We start from the raw sequence: 17,864 nt of genomic DNA, 5'->3' as shown, positions 1-17,864 counted from the left end.
TAACACATAAAAAAACCGCCCGTAGGCGGTTTTTATGCTCAGGCTTTGGCGAAATGCCTTGATCGTTTTGCTCGGACAGGGTGTTCTCCCCTTACAGGTGTTGTTTAAAGAATGCGTCGGTGCGGGCGTTGGCCAGTGTGGCGGCAGCGGTGTCGTAGTGGTTGCCGCCAGGACGCGCGAAGGCGTGGTTGCAACCAGGGTAGCTATGCAGTTCGATGTGCGGGTTGGCACGGAAGGCGGCGCTGATGGTCGCTTGCGCTTCCTTGCCGATGTATTCATCTTCTTCTGCCAGGTGGTACAGCAGCGGCTTGCCGACCTTGCCTGCTTCGGCAGCGTATTTTTCGGTGCCGCCGCCGTAGTAGGCGACGAAGGCGTCGGCGTCGGCGCGGGCGGCGGCCAGATAGGTCATCAACCCGCCAAGGCAGTAGCCGGTGACGCCGACCTTGCCCGATGCGCCATGCAGCGTGCGCGATTCCGCCACCACGGCGGCGATGTCGTTGACGCCGCCATCAAAGTCGTAAGCGCTGTACAGCGCGAAGCCGCGTGCCCAGTCGCCCGGCTCGTCTTCCGACATGTCGAGGCCGGGATCGGCGCGCCAGAACAGGTCCGGGGCAACCGCGATATAGCCCTTGGCGGCGTAGTCGTCGGCGATGCTGCGGATGCCGGCGTTGACGCCGAAGATCTCTTGCAGAACCACCACCACTGGTGCGCTGGCGGCGTTGGCGGGACGCGCCACGTAGCAGCTGAAGCTGCCGTCGGCGACCTTGATGGTAAGCGTTTCTGACATGGTGTCCTCCGTGTTTGGAGCAGCCATCTTAGGGAGGAAAGCGCGCCGTGAGAACGGACAAAGCTGCAAAGTTACATTGCAATTTTGCATATCCCACAGCCTGGGTATCGGCCCCTTCCCCGGAAGAGGTAGTATTGCTTAAAAGATAAATCTGTCTGATACTTGCCGGGTTGGCCCGCACGTCGTCGGGCCTCACTACGGAACATATTGATAACAATGGCTTTTTTGACAAAGAAGAAGATTGCGCTGGCCATCGGCCTGCTGGTGATCGCTGGCGCTGCCGGCTCTTACTATTCCAAAAGCAGGACCCCTGTGGTGGAGGCGCCACGCTTCCGCACCGCAGCCGTCGATACCGGCAATATCACGCAGACGGTGACGGCGACCGGCACCATCAATCCGGTGGCGCTGATCAATATCGGTTCGCAAGTGTCTGGCACGGTGAGCGAGCTGAAAGCGGATTTCAACGACCGCGTGACCAAGGGCCAGGTACTGCTGAAACTCGACCCGACCATCTTCAACGCGCAGATCCGTCAGGCCGATGCACAGCTGGCGTCGGCCAAGGCGTCGCTGCGGCTGGCGCAGGCCACCTATCAGCGCAACCAGTCGCTGCTGGCGCAAAATTATTTGTCGCCGCTGGCGCTGGACCAGTCCAAGCGCGAGGTTGATGTGGCGCAGGCGAACATCCAGCTGGCGCAGGCGCAGCTGGCGCGGGCGCAGGCAGATTTCGATAACTCGGTGATCCGCTCGCCGATCGATGGCGTGATCATCAAGCGTACCGTGGACCTGGGGCAGACGGTGGCGGCGTCGTTCACCACGCCGCAGCTGTTCCAGATTGCGCGTGACCTGACCAAGATGCAGATCGACACCAGCGTGTCGGAGGCGGATGTCGGCTCGCTGAAGGAAGGCCAGGAGGCGCGCTTTGTGGTCGACGCCTATCCGGACAAGGAATTCAATGCGCGCATGCGCCAGTTCCGTTTGGCCGCCAATGTGGTGCAGAACGTCGTCACCTATAACGTGGTGCTGGATGTCGACAATCAGGACGAGCTGCTGAAGCCGGGCATGACGGCGCAGGTGCGGCTGCTGGTCGGCAATCGCCAGAATGTGCTGCGCGTGCCGACCGCCGCGCTGCGCTTCCGCTTGAGCGACGAGGAAATCGAGAAGCAGAAGAAGGCTGCTGCCGCCGCCAAGGCGGGATCGGCCAGCGCGAGTGCCAGCGCCGCCGCCGCTGCCGCCGCCGCCGAGTCGCCGGCCGATGATGACGCTTCGTTCCGCACCAAGGCTGACCTGTCGCGTACCTTCCGCATCTACACGCTGGACGCCAAAAACCAGCCGAAAGCCACCGACGTGAAAATCGGCCTATCCAACTTCCGCTACACCGAGGTGGTGGGCGGCGAATTGAAGAAGGGCGATCAGGTCATCACCCGCGCCATCGTCAGTGGCCAGGAAGGTGGGCTGTGAGTGCGGCGGCCAATGAGCTGCTGATCGACATCCGCCAGGTCACCAAGAGCTACTTCTCCGGCAGCGTCGAAACGCAAGTCCTGCACGGCATCGACCTGGCCGTGCCACGCGGCGATTTCCTGGCGGTGATGGGGCAGTCCGGCTCGGGCAAGTCGACGCTGATGAATATCTTCGGCTGTCTCGATCAGGCCAGCGGCGGCAGCTATTTTCTTGACGGCGTTGACACGCTGACGCTGTCACGCAATCAGCTGGCCAGCATCCGCAACCGCACCATCGGCTTTGTGTTCCAGAGCTTTAACCTGATCAAGCGCATGAGCGTGGCGGAGAACGTGGCGCTGCCGCTGATCTATGCCGGCGTATCGCGCTCCAGGGCGCACGCCAAGGCGCTGATCGAACTGGAGCGGGTAGGCCTGGGGGCGATGGCCAAGCGCACGCCGAACCAGCTGTCCGGCGGCCAGCAGCAGCGCGTGGCGATCGCCCGCGCGCTGGTGGGCGATCCGCCGCTGATCCTGGCCGATGAGCCGACCGGCAACCTGGATACACAGACCAGCGAGGAGATCATGCGCTCCTTCCAGCAGTTGAACCAGGAACGCGGCATCACCATCCTGCTGGTGACGCACGAGCCGGATATCGCCGCCTACAGCAAGCGCCTGATGCGCCTGAAGGATGGCCGCGTGCTGTACGACGGCCCTGCCGCCGAAGGCTTGCAGCAACTGGCCATGAGTCATTGAAAACGGTATAAACAATATGAATTTATTACAGATCGTGGTAGAAGCGTTTCGCTCGATGCTGGCGAACCGGCTGCGCACGCTGCTGACCATGCTGGGCATCATCATCGGCATCACCTCGGTGGTGCTGTTGCTGGCGGTGGGCGACAGCATGAAGCGCTTTATCGGCAAGGAACTTGAACAGCTGGGTACCAATATGCTGTTCATCTCGCCCGGCGGCGACCGCGCGCAGCAGCAGCGCATGCGCAGCGGCGCGCAGCCGGCGTTGACGGTACGCGACGCCGAGGCGCTGAACCAGCTGCCGTCGCTGTCGGGCGCGGCGCCGGTGCTGCAAGGCAGCTTCAATCTGTCGGTGGGCAACGAGAACGCCGGCAAGACCGTGCACGGCGTATCGCCGGCGATGTTCAAGATCCGTGGCTGGAAGATCGACAAGGGCAGCGCCTTCAGTGATGCCGACGTGCGCGCGTCCGCCCGCATGGTGGTCATCGGCCGCAAGATCGCCGACCAGTTCTTCTACAAGCAGGACCCGCTGGGCAAGTACATCCGCATCGAGAACGTCTCGTTCCAGGTGGTGGGCGTGCTGTACGGCGAGGGCAAGCAGGTGGATGGCGGCGACTTGAGCGAATATGTCATCGTGCCGATCACCGCTGCTGCCGCCAACCTGGTGAAGATGCAGTTCCCCGGCAATGTGCACTATGTGGTGGCGCAGGGTAAATCCGGCGGCAACCTGCAGGATGCCATCCTCGACATCGGTGAAACGCTGCGCGACCGCCACCATATCAAGATCGACCAGCCGGACGATTTCCGCATCGATAACCTGGCCTCGTTCGCCGAGACGGCGCAGAAGATCAGCGCCGGCATCGCCGCGCTGCTGGCGCTGATCGGCGCGATCTCGCTGGTGGTGGGCGGCATCGGCATCATGAATATCATGCTGGTGTCGGTGACCGAGCGCACCCGCGAAATCGGCATCCGCATGGCGATCGGCGCCAAGCCGCGCGACGTGCTGCTGCAGTTCCTGACCGAGGCGGTGGTGATCTGCCTGGTGGGCGGCATCTTCGGCATCGTGCTGGCCAGCCTGGCGGCGGCCGGCATCACGGCCACCGGCAAGTTCGATGTCGACATTACCTTGCAGGCGGTGATCGTGGCGTGCGGCTTTTCCAGCCTGGTGGGCGTGTTCTTCGGCTTCTATCCGGCGCGCCGCGCATCGAAACTGTTGCCGGTTGACTGCTTGCGCTACGAATAATCACGAAGTTGATCAGTATTCGAATTTCTTGCTGCGGCCGGTCGCCTTGAAGTAAATGGTGTGCTCTTCACGCTCCTGGCGCACCTGTTCGCGGCGTTCGCGATTGGCGCGGCGCCGCTCCTCGATGCGGGCGTTTTGCTCGTCGATGCGTTGCTGGGTTTTCAGGCCCTGCTTGCTGTTTTGCAGCAGCCCGGCCTTTTGCCGCATGGCGGCCGCCCACAGCAGGAACACCAGGATCAGCGACAGCAGGTAGGCGGACTGCCAGATGCCGTAGTTCTGGCTGATGAAGGGGAAGATCGGCGCGGCTTTTTCCAGCCAGCCCTGGCCCAGGACGCCCAGCCCGGCCGCTAGCGCGCCCAGGCAGATGGTTTTGACGATCATCCAGCGGCAAGCCCGTATCCGCGATTTCCAAAAACTATGCGGATCGTCGTGCAGCTGATCGAGGTAGGGGGTATGGTCGTGTTCGGTGGTCATAGCGACAATTTTTTAGGGCGCCAGTTTTACGGCAGGAATTATCTCATATTTTCCACCTGGAAATTGTTGAGGTATTGATCTATATCTGTGGTTTGCGTAGCATGAATTGCATGATGAAACGACTTCTCCTGGCGGCCTTGGCGGCTGCGTCCCTTCAGGCGGCTGCGGCGCCGGTGTTGTCCACCGTTGGCGATGGCTGGGCCAATAACTCGGTCAACGCGGTGGTGTTCCGCAAGAATTCGCTGGTGACGCAGGGCGATACGCAGTACGTCGCCTACTACGACGCCGAGCGCTATCTGGTGCTGGGCAAGCGCAAGCTGGGCAGCAGCCGGTGGACTGTGCGGCGCAGCGCCTGGCAAGGCAATGCGGCCGACGCGCACAACACCATCAGCATCATGGCCGATGGCGCCGGCTATCTGCATGTGTCGTGGGATCACCACAACAATCCGCTGCGCTATGCGCGCAGCGTGGCGCCGGGATCGCTGGAACTGGGGCCGAAGCAGGCCATGGTCGGCAGCGACGAAGACGAGCTGTCCTATCCCGAGTTCCACCGCCTGCCGGATGGCAGGTTGTTGTTCTTCTATCGCCTGGGCGGCTCCGGGCGTGGCGACCTGATGATCAACCGCTACGATCCGGCCACGCAGAAGTGGACGCGGCTGCACAGCAATCTGATTACCGGCGAGGGCAAGCGCAACGCCTACTGGCAGGCATTTCTCGATCATCGCGGTACGCTGCACCTGTCGTGGGTGTGGCGCGAATCGCCGGACGTGGCCAGCAACCATGACATGGCGTATGCGCGCTCGCGCGACGGCGGTGTGACGTGGGAACGCTCGGACGGCACGCCGTACACGCTGCCGGTCAGCGCCGCCAGCGCCGAGTATGCGCTGCGCATTCCGCAGAACAGCGAGTTGATTAACCAGACCTCGATGGCGGCCGACCAGCACGGCCGTCCCTACATCGCCAGCTACTGGCGCGACGCCGGCGCCAGCGTGCCGCAGTACCATGTGATCTATCACGACGGCGCGGCCTGGCAAGTGCGCGCGCTGGAATTCCGCAAGACCTCGTTCTCGCTCAGCGGCCAGGGCACCAAGCGCATTCCGATCGCACGGCCGCAGATCATGGTCAACGATGGCGGCGCGTTGCTGGTGTTCCGCGACGAGGAGCGCGGCAGCAAGGTGTCGGTGGCCAGCACCGCTGATATCGCGCGCGGCGCGTGGCAGGTGCGCGACCTGACATCGTTCAGCGTCGGCGCGTGGGAGCCCAGCTTCGACACCGAACTGTGGCGCCGCAACGGCACGCTCAGCCTGTTTGTCCAGAACGTACAACAGGTCGATGGCGAAGGGCAGGCAAGTGTTGCGCCGCAGTCAGTACAAGTGCTGGACTGGAAACCTTAGAACTTCTACTATAGGTTCTTTCCACCTTGAGAGATGCCATGAAATCCAAGCTTGCCCTCATTGCGCTGCTGGCTGTCAGCACCGTTACCCACGCACAGGACGCCGACAAGGCGCCCGCACTCAGCAAGGAACGCGCTGCGGAGCTACAAGCAAGCGAGCGTTTACTGAAAGCAGATTCACAGGTCAGCAAAACCGGGCAAGTCACCATCAAGGGCAAGGTGGTGCCGTACAAAGTGACTGCCGGCACGCAGCCGGTGTGGGACAAGGATGGCAAGGTGACCGCGTCGCTGTTCTACACCTACTATCAGCGCAGCGATGTCAGCGACAAGAGCAAGCGCCCGCTGGTGCTGTCGTTTAACGGCGGCCCTGGTTCGGCGTCGGTGTGGATGCACGTCGCCTACACCGGCCCTAAAGTGCTGAACCTGGATTCAGAGGGCTATCCGGTACAGCCTTACGGCGTGAAGGACAATCCGCATTCGATCCTCGACGTGGCCGACATCATCTACATCGATCCGGTCAACACCGGCTTCTCGCGCATCCTCGACGGCAAGGCCGACCGTGCGCGCTTCTTCGGCGTCAACGCCGACATTCAATACCTGGCCGAATGGGTCAGCACCTTCGTCTCGCGCGAGGGCCGCTGGACGTCGCCGAAATACCTGATCGGCGAAAGCTATGGCACCACCCGCGTGGCCGGCCTGGCGCTGGAACTGCAAAACGCGCAGTGGATGTACCTGAACGGCGTGGTGCTGGTGTCGCCGACGGAGCTGGGCCTGAAGCGCGATGGCGTGGTGGACGATGCACTGAAAGTGCCGTACTACGCCGCCACCGCCTGGTATCAGAAGGCGCTGCCGGCCGACTTGCAGGCGCGCGACCTGAAAGACCTGCTGCCGGAAGTGGAGGCTTTCACCACCGACGAACTGCTGCCGGCGCTGGCCAAGGGCGGCTTCCTCGATCCGCAGAAGCGGGTGCAGATTGCGGCCAAGATCGCGCGCTATTCCGGCTTGTCGCAGGAGTATGTGTTGCAGAATAATCTGTCGGTGCAACCGCAGCAGTTCTGGAAAGAGCTGCTGCGCAAGCAGGGCAAGACTGTCGGCCGCCTCGACTCGCGCTACCTCGGCATCGACAAGCGTGACGCCGGCGACAAGGTCGATTACAACGCCGAGCTGACCTCGTGGCTGCATTCGTTCACGCCGGCCATCAACCAGTACCTGCGCAATGACCTGGGCTTCAAGACCGACATCAAGTACAACCTGTTCGGCGATGTGCATCCGTGGGACTTCAAGAACGAGAACACCGGCGAGAACCTGCGCCTGGCGATGGCCGCCAATCCTTACCTGAAGGTGATGATACAGTCGGGCTACTACGATGGCGCCTGCACCTACTTCGACGCCAAGTACACCATGTGGCAACTGGACCCGAGCGGCAAGATGAAGGATCGGCTGCGCTTCGAGGGCTACCGCAGCGGCCACATGATGTATCTGCGTTCGGAAGACCTGGCGACCTCCAACGACGACCTGCGCGATTTCATCCGCTCTGCGACCCCGGCGCCTAACGCGCCAGCCAAGTACTGATGTAGCAAAGCCCGGCTCTCGCCGGGCATTTTTTTTATTGCTGCTGCTGGTTGCGTTTGGCAATTTCGTTGCCGGCGTAAGCGCCGCCTACCGCGCCGGCAACCGTCGCCAGCTTGCGGCCATTGCCGCTGCCGACCTGGTTACCGAGCAGGCCGCCGACCACTGCACCGATGCCCATGCCCAGCGGGCTGTTTTGCGCGACCGGAGCGGGAGCGGGCGCCGGGGCTGGCGCTTGCGCATAGCTGTGATGTACCACAGTTTTATGTTCGACCACACGGCGCGGGGCTGGCGCGGGAGCGGCAGGCTTGGCAGAAGCAGAAGGCAAGGGCGACGCGGCAGGTACAGCGGCTTGCGCGGCCACCGGCGCCGTCATCTCGTTCTGCTTTGCCTGCGAATTAGGCAGAATGCCGGCAATGGAAGCGGCGCCAAGCAGGCTGACCAGGGTTACCGAGGTGGCGGCCACAATCATCATCGGGTGCATGCGGGAATTTTCCATTTGATTTCTCCTGAATACGCCATCAGTGGCGCTTTCCCCTACAACGCAGCGGCCGACACAAGCGGTGACCTAAAAAGTGTTTCGATCGTAAGCAGTTGTTACGCCGCCACACCTGTCCTTTTCCTCCCCCAAACGTGTTTCCCCTCTGGACATGCGCCTGTTGCGATAGCACTTTAATATCAAATGGTAGCGTATAACATTTTGCGATTAATTTTGGTTGACAATAACTTTTAAAAACTTTTACACTCAAATGATCGCGCAACCATTTATGCAGCAAGTTGCGTGATTCATAACAATAACCACGGTGATCTACCCCGAAGGAGACTGGCAATGTTAGTTAAACAACACAAATCCCGGCATGCTGGCCGGAAAGTCGCGTTCACCCTGACCGTCATGGCAGGTTTGATAGCGCAATCATACGCTCAGGAAGCGCCACAAGCCGCTGCGCCAGCGGCACAAGACGCTGCCGTGCAGGATGACGCCGGCATGACCGTCGTCAAGGTCAGCGGCTACCGCAACTCGCTGCTGTCGTCGGCCAAGGACAAAAAAGAGTCCGTTGGCTTCCAGGATTCGATCAACGCCGAAGACATCGGTAAATTCCCGGACAAGAACATCGCTGAATCGCTGAGCCGCATCCCAGGCGTTGGCGTGTCGCGCGACATCACCGGCGAAGGCGCCACCATCCAGATCCGTGGCCTGGGTTCGAGCTTCACCAAGATCCTGCTGAACGGCGCGCCGGTGGCCGTGGCATCGTCGGGCCCGATCGACGGCGCCAACACCAACCGCGAGGTCGACCTCGACCTGCTGCCAACCGACCTGTTCACCAAGCTGACCGTCAGCAAGAGCCCGACCGCCGGCATGATCGAAGGCGGCGCCGCTGGTGTGGTCAATCTGCGCAGCGCCCGTCCGTTCGACAAGGAAGGCAAATACGTCAGCGCCAGCTACACCGCCACCAAGCAGAAGATCGCTGACAAGACCGGCGGCCGCGGCTCGATCATCGCCAGCCAGACTTTCGGCAACTGGGGCATCCTGGGCGGCATCGCCCTGTCGCGCCAGCAAATCCACACCACCGGCTGGGAAACCGTCGGCTACACCAACGCCAACCTGTCGGCTGCGCAAAACACCGGCCCTGGCCGCAACAGCACCGGCGGCGGCAACTGGACCATCCCTGCCACCGTGCCAGCTGGCGCCGGCAACGGCCTGGTCACCGGCGAAGTGATCGACCAGGCATGGCTGCTGGCGCACAACCCGGGCCTGACCATCGACCAGATCAACAAGGGCATCGTGCCGCGCCTGGGCCGTACCATGGATTACTACGGCACCAAGGACAAGGGCTCGGCGATCTTCAGCGCCGAATACCGTCCGTCGGACGCGCTGCACTTCTACCTGGACACCATGTACAGCAAGCGCGACGACAACATGACGCGTATGGACTACGACTGGTCGGTGCGTAACGGCGGCATGATCCCGCTGAACATGACGGTCGACAAATCCGATTGCAGCAACGGTTGCACGGTCACCGGCGGCACCTTCGCCAACACGCAGAACTTCTTCGAGCACGGCTACCGCCGCGACAAGGTCGACATGCTCGGCATCAATCCGGGCATGGAGTGGAAGATCACCCCGACCCTGAAACTGGATGCGCAAGTCAACTACACCAAGAGTAAGTTCAGCCACGAAGCGCCGACGGTTTACCTGATCACCGCACCGAACAGCGGCAACACCGTCACCTACGCCAACAACGGTGGCATTCCGTCGATCGTCTCCAGCACCGATCTGAACAACCCGGCCAACTATGTGTGGAACACCGGCCGCGTCAACATCCAGAACGAGTTCCGCGACACCAAGACCAAGGGCTTCCACAGCGATCTGACCTGGGGCGACGAGAAGTTCAACCTGAAGGGCGGTATCGCTTACGACGACATCACCCGCACCATCCGCGCCTCCGACAACTCGGCCGCATGGCAAGCTGCGGTGTGCGGCAACAATCCTAGCGTGTTCCTGCAAGGCCCGAACGGTGCACCAGCCTGTAACGGTGCGTCGACCCCGGGCGCCAGCGCTGCTGCGCTGTATCCAGGCTACGGCACCGGCTACACCGCCGGCGCCACCACGCCGCTGACCTACGGCGGTTCGCTGATTCCGCAAAGCGCGCTGGCTAGCTACATCGTGCCTGGCCCGTATGGCAAGGTGGTCGTGGACTGGGACCGGTTCGCCAAGGATTCGAACTATCAGTCGTTCTATAACAACGCACCGGCCAGCGGCGCGTCGTCGACCGGCGCCAGCTCGGGCTTCATCGGCGAGAAAACCACCGGCCTGTATTTCGAAGCCAACGGCAAGACCGAACTGGCCGGCTTCCCGACCCGCTACAACGCCGGCGTACGCTACGTCCGCACCAAGCAGTCGGTGGGCTCGCTGAACTCGATCGCCGATCCGCGCAACGCCAGCCTGACGCTGAACGGCAGCAAGTATCCAAACATGGATCAGTGGGTGTATCAGGAAACCACCTACAACAACACGCTGCCATCGGGCACCATCGCTGTCAATCTGCGTGAAAACCTGGTGGCGCGCGCCGCCCTGTCGCGCAGCATGACCCGCGCCGACCCGAACGCGCTGCGTCCTGGCGTGAACTTCTCGTCGGTCTCGGCGGACATCGGTTCGGTCGGCAATCCAGCGCTGAAGCCTTACCTGTCGGATAATATCGACCTGGGCATCGACTGGTACACCGGCCGCGAAGGCTACGTCAGCCTGACCGTGTTCCAGAAAAACGTTGAAGGCTTCACCATCAACGAGAACGTCACCGCGCCATTCAGCTCGCTGGCCGCCTACGGCATCAACTACGGCACGCTGACGCCTAACCAGCAGACCGCGATCAATTCGCGTGGCGGTCCTGACGCTGCCACCGTGGTGCTGACCCGTGCCCGCAACGCCGATGGCGACCTGCGTATCCGTGGCCTGGAGCTGGGCTGGGTGCAACCGCTGGACAAGATCCTGCCTATCCGTGGCTTCGGCATCAGCGAGACGGCAACCTTCATCAACCAGCGCGCCAGCGGCGAAGGCTCGGCCGGCTTCGTGGCCCTGGGCGTACCTAAGCGTACCAACAACTTCTCGATCTACTACGAGAACCACGGCTACATGGCGCGCCTGGCGCACACCTTCTCGAAAGGCAGCCAGAACGCCTCGGCCAACCAGAACGGCATCACCCAGGCCGCGCTGTATGGCAACGACTACAAGCAGCTGGACTTCTCGTCGAGCATCGACCTGGCGGAAGTGTTCGACAAGGACAACTGGCCTACGCTGAACTTCGACATCGTCAACCTGGGCAACAATTCGCGTAGCGGTTACTTCCAATACTCGAACGCGCTGTTCACGCAGTACTCCCCAGGCCGTACCTACTCGCTGGGCCTGCGCGCCAAGTTCTAAATCGTCTGGCCCCCCCGTCTCCCTGCGGGGCCTTTTCCGCCCGCCCCTTTATGGGGCGGTTTTTTTTAGGAGCAGCCATGCATGCACCGACCCGCAAAGTACGCGCCGCCGCTTGCGCAGTCGCTGTCGCCTTGCTGGGCTGGACGGCCATCAGCGCCGCCAATGCCGCCAATGCCGCCACGCCGCCGCACCTGCGCAAGCAGGGCAGCGCCACCCAGCTGATCGTCGACGATCAACCGTTTTTGATTCTTGGCGGGGAGTTGAACAACTCGTCCGCTTCCCAGCCTGAATACCTGAATACCTTGTGGCCGACCTTGAAGGCGGCCGAAGTCAACACCGTGCTGGCGCCGGTCGAGTGGGACCAGATCGAGCCGGTCGAAGGGCGCTTTGATTTCAGCGTACTGGATGGCATGCTGAAACAGGCGCGCGCCAACAACACCAAGCTGGTGCTGCTGTGGTTTGGCGCGTGGAAGAATTCCATGTCGACCTATGTGCCGGCCTGGGTGAAGAAAGACAGCCAGCGCTTCCCGCGCGCACGCACACGCGCCGGTGTCGCGCAAGAGATCCTGACGCCGTTCGCGCCGGCCACGCTGGCCGCCGACACCGCTGCTTATCGCGCGCTGATGGCGCACCTGAAGCAGGTCGACACGCAGCACACGGTGCTGATGGTGCAGGTGGAAAATGAAATCGGCATGCTGCCGGAAGTGCGCGACTACAGCGCTGCCGCCAATGCCGCCTGGCGGGAGCCGGTGCCTGCCGCGCTGACCAGCTATCTGGCCGCCAACCGCGCCACCTTGCAGCCAGCGCTGAAAGCGGCGTGGGAGTCGCGCGGCGCACGCGCCTCGGGCAGCTGGGCGGACGTGTTTGGCGACACCATCGAGACCGAGGAAGTGTTCCAGGCCTGGCACTATGCGCGCTTTGTCGAATCGCTGACCGCCGCAGGCAAGGCCGTGTATCCGCTGCCGATGTATGTGAACGTGGCGCTGCCACGGCCGGGCAAGCGGCCGGGCGAGTATCCGAGCGCCGGTCCGCTGCCGCATCTGTTCGATGTGTGGAAGCCGGGCGCGCCGTCGGTGGACGTGCTGTCGATCGACATCTACTTCCCTAACTTCGCGCACTGGGCCAAGCAGTTCAAGCGTCCGGACAATCCGTTGTTTGTCCCGGAAGGCAACCAGGCCGACCGCAGCGATGCCGGCGCCGATGCGTTCTACGCGATCGGCGAGCACGACGCGTTTGGCTTCTCGCCGTTTGCCATCGATGAGGTCAAGGACGGCAGCTATTCGCTGCCACAGGCCTATCGCGTGCTGAAGCAGATCGCGCCGGTGATCAACCAGTACCAGGGCAGCGGCAAGATCCGCGGCTTCAAGGCGCCGATGTCGTTTGAGGGCGAAGTCGATACCGCGCCGCAGACGGTGCAGCTGGGCGGCTACACGCTGACCGTCAGCTTCAACGCGCCATGGGAAAAACTCAAGCCTGCCGAAGTGCAGACGCGCGGCGGCCTGGTGATCCAGACCGGCGACGATGAATTCCTGGTGGCGGGCAAGGGCCTGACCTTTGTTTTCGGCGGCAGCGACGGTTCGCTGGCCGGTATCGAGAAGGCGGTCGAGGGCACGTATGAAAAAGGCCGCTGGAAGGAAGGGCGCTGGCTGAACGGCGACCAGACCCACCAGGGCCGCCACATCAATTTGCCGGGCGATGGCTACACCATGCAGCGCGTGAAGCTGTACCGCTATCGCTGAAATGAACTGAACTTATCTGGAGTAGAACCATGAGCAATTCCCCTGTCATCACCGCCATGCGCGTCGTCCCGGTAGCGGGCTACGACAGCATGCTGCTCAACCTGTGCGGCGCGCACGCGCCTTATTTCACGCGCAACCTGGTGCTGCTGACCGACAGCGCCGGCAATACCGGCATCGGCGAAGTGCCGGGCGGCGCCGGCATCCTGGCGGCGCTGGAGCGCTCGGTGCCGCTGGTGGTGGGCACGCAGATCGGCCTGTACAACCGCACGCTGAACGCGATCCGCGCGGCGATCGGCGGCCACCATCAGGTGACGTCGGCGGCCGAAGCGGAAGTGCTGAAACAGCCGCACGAAATCAATCTGCGCCTGGATAACGTGGTCACTGCCGTGGAAGCGGCGCTGCTCGACCTGCTGGGCCAGCACCTGGGCGTACCGGTGTGCGAACTGCTGGGCTCCGGCCAGCAGCGCGACAGCGTGCCGATGCTGGCTTACCTGTTCTACATCGGCGACCGGCAGCGCACTGACCTGCCGTATCAGGCCGGCGAAGGACAGAGCGGCTGGTACAAGCGCCGCAACGAAGAGGCAATGACGCCAGCCGCCATCGTCGAACTGGCGGAAGCCACGGTGGAGAAATACGGCTTCCAGGATTTCAAGCTGAAGGGCGGCGTGATGGCGGGCGCGGTGGAAATGGAAGCCATCGCCGCGATCAAGAAGCGCTATCCGGATTCGCGCGTGACGCTGGACCCGAACGGCGCCTGGTCGCTGCGCGAGGCGATCGAGATCTGCAAGGGCCAGGGCCACATCATGGCGTATGCCGAAGATCCCTGCGGCCCGGAGAATGGCTACTCGGGCCGCGAAATCATGGCCGAGTTCCGCCGTGCCACCGGCATCCCGACCGCCACCAATATGGTCGCCACCGACTGGCGCCAGATGGCGCATTCGCACCTGTTGGGCGCGGTGGATATTCCGCTGGCCGATCCGCACTTCTGGACCATGCAGGGTTCGGTGCGCCTGGCGCAGCTGTGCGAACAGTGGGGGCTGACCTGGGGCTCGCACTCGAATAATCACTTCGATGTTTCGCTGGCGATGTTCACCCACGCGGCCGCTGCGGCGCCGGGCAACATCACCGCCATCGATACGCACTGGATCTGGCAGGAAGGCCAGGAGCGCCTGACCAAGGAACCGCTGCAGATCGTCGGCGGTGCGGTGCAGGTGCCGCAGAAGCCGGGCCTCGGCATCGAGCCGGACCTGGATCGCATCGAAGCGGCGCACCAGCTGTACAAAAAAGTCGCCACCACCGCGCGTGACGATGCGATGGCGATGCGCTACCTGGTCCCAGGCTGGACCTACTCGCCAAAGCGCCCGAGCTTAGGTTAAGCGCAGCAACAAAGCTGCAATCAGCGATGATTGCAGGATGCCGACACTGACGACCCACTTGATGATTTCGGTCCGGGTGTCGGCGATCTTCGCTTCCAGTTCTGCTTTGAGAACGGCGAGCTTGTCGTCCGTACGTTGCAGGCGCGAGTCCAGCGCCTGCAACGCTCTCATGACGTCCGCCGTCATTTCAACGTGAATGTCTGCGAGTGCTGGCGACATGCCTGCCTCGGTTAAGCGCATTGCGTATTTGCGGTTATCGAAACTAATGTTCATGATGGCGCTCCTGCGGATGAGCTCTCATCCTGTTCCCTCATCCATTGCAAGCTTTGATCTGGCTCAAAGGTGCGGCCTCACAATCGCTGCGGGAAGCTCTCCAGCAGCCAGTCGATGAAGACGCGCAGGCGGTGCGAGACATGGCGGTTCTGCGGATAGACGACGTGGAACGGGTAGGGCGGCGGCCGCCATTTCTTCAGGATCTCGACCAGCGTGCCATCCTTCAGCGCGGGTGCGGCTGCGTAGGCGAAAGTCTGGATGATGCCCAGTCCCGCCAGGCCGGCCGCCATATGGCCATTGCTTTCGTTGACGCCGACCCGGTGCTCGACCTTGATCTCGGTTTTTTCGCCGGCGTGGAAAAAGCGGAACGGCACTGCGCGATTGCTCTGCGCCAGCATATAGGCAACCAGGCGGTGGCCGTTCTTCAGCTCGTCCGGATAGGCCGGCACACCATACTGCTTCAGGTAGGCCGGCGTGGCGCAGGTCACCATCGCCGCCTGGCCGATGGGGCGGGCGATCAGCGAGGAATTGTCCAGCGGGCCACCGCGTATCACGCAATCGACGTTATCGCTGATCATGTCGACCGATCGGTCCGACACGCCCAGATCGATGCGGATATCCGGGTAGCGCGCCAGGAACTCCGGCAGCGCCGGAATCAGTACATCGCGCGCCGTTGAACCGCCGACATCGATGCGCAACTGCCCGCGCGGCTTGCTCTGCGCGATATTGAACGAGCTGTCGACGTCCTCCAGCGTGCGCAGGATCAGCGCCGTCTTCTCGTAGTAATGCTGGCCTTCCGGCGTGACCGTGACGCGCCGCGTGGTCCGCTGCAGCAGGCGCACGCCCAGATGCGCCTCCAGCTCCTGCACCAGCTTGCTCAGCGTGGCATTCGGCATGTCGAGCGAATCGGCGGCGCGCGTGAAACTGCCCGCCTCGACCACGCGGGCAAACGCCCGTATCGCCAGCAACTGATTCATCGATTATTCCTCTGTATGGATAGTGATTTTAATTTTACACGGTTTATAAATAAACCGCGCGGCGTTAAAGTTCACCCATCCCAACTGACTTCAAGGAGTAAATCATGAACAAGCAACTGCACCAACTGAACGGCAAAATCGCACTGGTCACCGGCGGCACCTCGGGCATCGGCCTGGCCACCGCGCAGGAACTGGCAGCACAAGGCGCACGCGTCTTCATCACCGGCCGCCGTCAGGCCGAGCTGGACGCCGCAGTTGCCACCATCGGCGCCGCCGCCACCGGCATCCGCGCCGACGCCTCGGTGCTGACCGACCTGGACACGGTCTACACGCAAATCGCCAAGAGCGCCGGCAAGCTGGACATCCTGTTCGCCAACGCCGGCGGCGGCGACATGATGCCGCTGGGCGCCATCACCGAAGAACACTTCGACCGCATCTTCGGCACCAATGTACGCGGCGTGCTGTTCACCGTGCAGAAAGCCCTGCCGCTGCTGGTGGATGGCGCCTCGGTAATCCTGACCGGTTCGACCGTCTCGATCCAGGGCACGGCCGCGTTCAGCGTCTACAGCGCCAGCAAGGCCGCCGTGCGTAACCTGGCGCGTTCGTGGGTGATGGATTTGAAAGACCGCCGCATCCGCGTCAACGTCGTCAGCCCAGGTCCGATCCGCACGCCTGGCCTCGGCGGTCTGGTGCCGGACGAAGCACGCCAGGGCCTGTTCGACGCGCTGGCTGCGCAAGTACCGCTGGCACGCCTCGGTGAGCCGGAAGAGATCGGCAAGGCCGTCGCCTTCCTGGCGTCCGACAACGCCGCGTATATCAACGGCATCGAGCTGTTCGTCGATGGCGGCATGGTGCAGGTGTAAGCATGGACATCGCCATCGTACAACAGCTGATCGACCGTCATTTCGAGATATGGAATGACACCGACGCGGCGCGCCGCAACGCCAGGTTCGCGCAGGTTTATACCGACAACTTCTACGTCGCCGACTACGACGGCGTGGTGACCGGCTACGCGGCGGTGACCGCGCTGATCGACAAGGTGCAGGGCGGCCACGCCGGCTTCGTCTTCACACCGGAGCCGGTGGCGTGGAACCACGATATCGGCCGCGTGACCTGGGGCTACGGCCCGCGCGACAAGCCCAACCTGATACGCGGTGAGGACATCTTCACCATCCGCAACGGCAAGCTCGCCAGCGCTTACGTGTTTATCGACAAAAAATAAGGAGTGTCATCATGAAGATTATTGCAGCGGTATTTACCGCCATCGTGCTCAACCTCGGCGGGGCCGCACAGGCGGCTGGCATCTAGACGGCGGGCGTGGATCACGTCGGCGTCAATGTGCCGGACCTGGCGCAGGCCAAGGCGTTCTTCGCCTCCACCTTCGGCTGCGAGCCGGTGACGCAGATCGGCCCGTTCAGCATGGCACCGCGCGCCGAGAGCGTCACGCTGGCCATGCTCCGCTGTGGCAATGGCTCGAACATCGAACTGTTCGAATACAAGAACTCGACCGGCAGCACCATCATGCCGAAGATCGAAGACATCGGCGCCTCGCACATCGCCTTCTACACCGATGACGTACACGCCGGCGTGGCCTACCTGAAGTCGAAAGGCATCACCATCATCGGCGAACCGATGACCATGACCAGCGGCGACACCGCCGGCGAAACCTGGGTGCACTTCCTGTCGCCATGGGGCTCGGAACTGGAACTGGTGGGCTATCCGAACGGCAAAGGCTACGAGAAGACGTCGAAAGTGAAGCTGTGGCGTCCCGCTAACTGATCGCTATCGTTCCGGGCATACACATAGGGTTGTCCCTCCCGGGTGAATGCCTATTTTCGCCTGAAATCGCCTGCTCAATGCCTATTTTTTCAGGCGCTTTTACGTGGGCTTCCCTCTGGCGCAGGCGGATTCGCTGTTACAAATGCAGG

16 protein-coding genes are annotated in these 17,864 nt (G+C 62.5%); 11 read left to right on the top strand and 5 right to left on the bottom strand.

The window, feature by feature from the left end; all coding sequences use genetic code 11:
- Positions 1-91: 91 nt before the first annotated feature.
- Positions 92-787 carry a dienelactone hydrolase family protein gene (locus tag BLS51_RS10705; protein WP_090182939.1) on the bottom strand — a complete coding sequence of 232 codons (696 nt, stop codon included), beginning with the start codon at positions 785-787 and terminating at the stop codon, positions 92-94.
- A 216-nt stretch (positions 788-1,003) separates the two neighbouring features.
- Between BLS51_RS10705 and BLS51_RS10700 the strand changes: the two genes are divergently transcribed.
- The 3 genes from BLS51_RS10700 to BLS51_RS10690 are packed head-to-tail and all read left to right on the top strand — an operon-like array spanning position 1,004 to position 4,216.
- On the top strand, positions 1,004-2,245 hold the full coding sequence (locus BLS51_RS10700; protein WP_090182942.1) for an efflux RND transporter periplasmic adaptor subunit: 1,242 nt from the start codon (positions 1,004-1,006) through the stop codon (positions 2,243-2,245).
- On the top strand, positions 2,242-2,976 hold the full coding sequence (locus BLS51_RS10695; protein ID WP_090182944.1) for an ABC transporter ATP-binding protein: 735 nt from the start codon (positions 2,242-2,244) through the stop codon (positions 2,974-2,976). The genes BLS51_RS10700 and BLS51_RS10695 overlap by 4 nt, the downstream gene beginning before the upstream one ends.
- A 16-nt stretch (positions 2,977-2,992) precedes the next feature.
- Positions 2,993-4,216, top strand: coding sequence for an ABC transporter permease (locus tag BLS51_RS10690; protein WP_229207538.1), 1,224 nt, complete (start codon positions 2,993-2,995; stop codon positions 4,214-4,216).
- Positions 4,217-4,228: 12 nt separating this feature from the next.
- Here the strand turns inward: BLS51_RS10690 and BLS51_RS10685 are convergent, their stop codons facing one another.
- A complete protein-coding gene (locus BLS51_RS10685) occupies positions 4,229-4,690 on the bottom strand; it encodes a hypothetical protein (protein WP_090182946.1) in 462 nt (153 codons plus the stop codon).
- A 113-nt stretch (positions 4,691-4,803) separates the two neighbouring features.
- Here BLS51_RS10685 and BLS51_RS10680 point away from each other — a divergent pair, with 113 nt between their 5' ends.
- Together BLS51_RS10680 and BLS51_RS10675 are read left to right on the top strand one after the other, a co-directional pair.
- Positions 4,804-6,084: a BNR repeat-containing protein gene (locus BLS51_RS10680; RefSeq protein WP_229207539.1), complete on the top strand. Its 1,281-nt coding sequence runs from the start codon at positions 4,804-4,806 to the stop codon at positions 6,082-6,084.
- A 38-nt stretch (positions 6,085-6,122) separates the two neighbouring features.
- Entirely contained in the window at positions 6,123-7,655 is a 1,533-nt protein-coding gene (locus BLS51_RS10675) for a S10 family peptidase (RefSeq protein WP_090182950.1), read from the top strand.
- Between the two features lie 34 nt (positions 7,656-7,689).
- Here the strand turns inward: BLS51_RS10675 and BLS51_RS30510 are convergent, their stop codons facing one another.
- The gene (locus tag BLS51_RS30510; protein ID WP_090182952.1) at positions 7,690-8,151 is read right to left on the bottom strand and encodes a glycine zipper 2TM domain-containing protein; all 462 of its coding nucleotides are present in this window, start codon (positions 8,149-8,151) and stop codon (positions 7,690-7,692) included.
- 330 nt (positions 8,152-8,481) lie between these two features.
- Between BLS51_RS30510 and BLS51_RS10665 the strand changes: the two genes are divergently transcribed.
- From BLS51_RS10665 to BLS51_RS10655, 3 genes are all read left to right on the top strand, one after another.
- Positions 8,482-11,571 (top strand): TonB-dependent receptor, encoded by a 3,090-nt coding sequence (locus tag BLS51_RS10665; RefSeq protein WP_090182954.1) that lies wholly within the window; start codon positions 8,482-8,484, stop codon positions 11,569-11,571.
- Between the two features lie 77 nt (positions 11,572-11,648).
- Positions 11,649-13,310 (top strand): GH35 family beta-galactosidase, encoded by a 1,662-nt coding sequence (locus BLS51_RS10660; protein WP_090182955.1) that lies wholly within the window; start codon positions 11,649-11,651, stop codon positions 13,308-13,310.
- A 29-nt stretch (positions 13,311-13,339) separates the two neighbouring features.
- Positions 13,340-14,686: an enolase C-terminal domain-like protein gene (locus tag BLS51_RS10655; protein ID WP_090182957.1), complete on the top strand. Its 1,347-nt coding sequence runs from the start codon at positions 13,340-13,342 to the stop codon at positions 14,684-14,686.
- Here the strand turns inward: BLS51_RS10655 and BLS51_RS10650 are convergent.
- Positions 14,678-14,959, bottom strand: coding sequence for a hypothetical protein (locus BLS51_RS10650; RefSeq protein ID WP_090182959.1), 282 nt, complete (start codon positions 14,957-14,959; stop codon positions 14,678-14,680). The genes BLS51_RS10655 and BLS51_RS10650 overlap by 9 nt on opposite strands.
- Positions 14,960-15,036: 77 nt before the next feature.
- Positions 15,037-15,936 (bottom strand): LysR family transcriptional regulator, encoded by a 900-nt coding sequence (locus BLS51_RS10645; protein ID WP_090182961.1) that lies wholly within the window; start codon positions 15,934-15,936, stop codon positions 15,037-15,039.
- A 104-nt stretch (positions 15,937-16,040) separates the two neighbouring features.
- On the opposite strand from BLS51_RS10645, the gene BLS51_RS10640 reads away from it, so the two are divergent.
- The 3 genes from BLS51_RS10640 (at position 16,041) to BLS51_RS10630 (ending at position 17,715) form a co-directional block, all read left to right on the top strand.
- Positions 16,041-16,799: an SDR family oxidoreductase gene (locus BLS51_RS10640; protein ID WP_090182963.1), complete on the top strand. Its 759-nt coding sequence runs from the start codon at positions 16,041-16,043 to the stop codon at positions 16,797-16,799.
- A gap of 2 nt (positions 16,800-16,801) precedes the next feature.
- A complete protein-coding gene (locus tag BLS51_RS10635) occupies positions 16,802-17,158 on the top strand; it encodes a nuclear transport factor 2 family protein (RefSeq protein ID WP_090182964.1) in 357 nt (118 codons plus the stop codon).
- A 95-nt stretch (positions 17,159-17,253) separates the two neighbouring features.
- A complete protein-coding gene (locus tag BLS51_RS10630) occupies positions 17,254-17,715 on the top strand; it encodes a VOC family protein (RefSeq protein WP_229207540.1) in 462 nt (153 codons plus the stop codon).
- Positions 17,716-17,864 lie beyond the last annotated feature (149 nt).

It is taken from the genome of Duganella sp. OV510, from assembly GCF_900100205.1.
Lineage (GTDB): Bacteria > Pseudomonadota > Gammaproteobacteria > Burkholderiales > Burkholderiaceae_D > Rugamonas.
The sequence above is the reverse complement of the archived record's forward strand: the minus strand, read 5'-3'. Positions and strand labels throughout refer to the sequence as shown.

What these genes read in the sequence shown, in the direction of transcription:
- BLS51_RS10705 (WP_090182939.1), bottom strand. Translation starts at nt 787, where the DNA reads ATGTCAGAAACGCTTACCATCAAGGTCGCCGACGGCAGCTTCAGCTGC.
- BLS51_RS10700 (WP_090182942.1), top strand. Translation starts at nt 1,004, where the DNA reads ATGGCTTTTTTGACAAAGAAGAAGATTGCGCTGGCCATCGGCCTGCTG.
- BLS51_RS10690 (WP_229207538.1), top strand. Translation starts at nt 2,993, where the DNA reads ATGAATTTATTACAGATCGTGGTAGAAGCGTTTCGCTCGATGCTGGCG.
- BLS51_RS10685 (WP_090182946.1), bottom strand. Translation starts at nt 4,690, where the DNA reads ATGACCACCGAACACGACCATACCCCCTACCTCGATCAGCTGCACGAC.
- BLS51_RS10680 (WP_229207539.1), top strand. Translation starts at nt 4,804, where the DNA reads ATGAAACGACTTCTCCTGGCGGCCTTGGCGGCTGCGTCCCTTCAGGCG.
- BLS51_RS10675 (WP_090182950.1), top strand. Translation starts at nt 6,123, where the DNA reads ATGAAATCCAAGCTTGCCCTCATTGCGCTGCTGGCTGTCAGCACCGTT.
- BLS51_RS30510 (WP_090182952.1), bottom strand. Translation starts at nt 8,151, where the DNA reads ATGGAAAATTCCCGCATGCACCCGATGATGATTGTGGCCGCCACCTCG.
- BLS51_RS10665 (WP_090182954.1), top strand. Translation starts at nt 8,482, where the DNA reads ATGTTAGTTAAACAACACAAATCCCGGCATGCTGGCCGGAAAGTCGCG.
- BLS51_RS10660 (WP_090182955.1), top strand. Translation starts at nt 11,649, where the DNA reads ATGCATGCACCGACCCGCAAAGTACGCGCCGCCGCTTGCGCAGTCGCT.
- BLS51_RS10655 (WP_090182957.1), top strand. Translation starts at nt 13,340, where the DNA reads ATGAGCAATTCCCCTGTCATCACCGCCATGCGCGTCGTCCCGGTAGCG.
- BLS51_RS10650 (WP_090182959.1), bottom strand. Translation starts at nt 14,959, where the DNA reads ATGAACATTAGTTTCGATAACCGCAAATACGCAATGCGCTTAACCGAG.
- BLS51_RS10645 (WP_090182961.1), bottom strand. Translation starts at nt 15,936, where the DNA reads ATGAATCAGTTGCTGGCGATACGGGCGTTTGCCCGCGTGGTCGAGGCG.
- BLS51_RS10640 (WP_090182963.1), top strand. Translation starts at nt 16,041, where the DNA reads ATGAACAAGCAACTGCACCAACTGAACGGCAAAATCGCACTGGTCACC.
- BLS51_RS10635 (WP_090182964.1), top strand. Translation starts at nt 16,802, where the DNA reads ATGGACATCGCCATCGTACAACAGCTGATCGACCGTCATTTCGAGATA.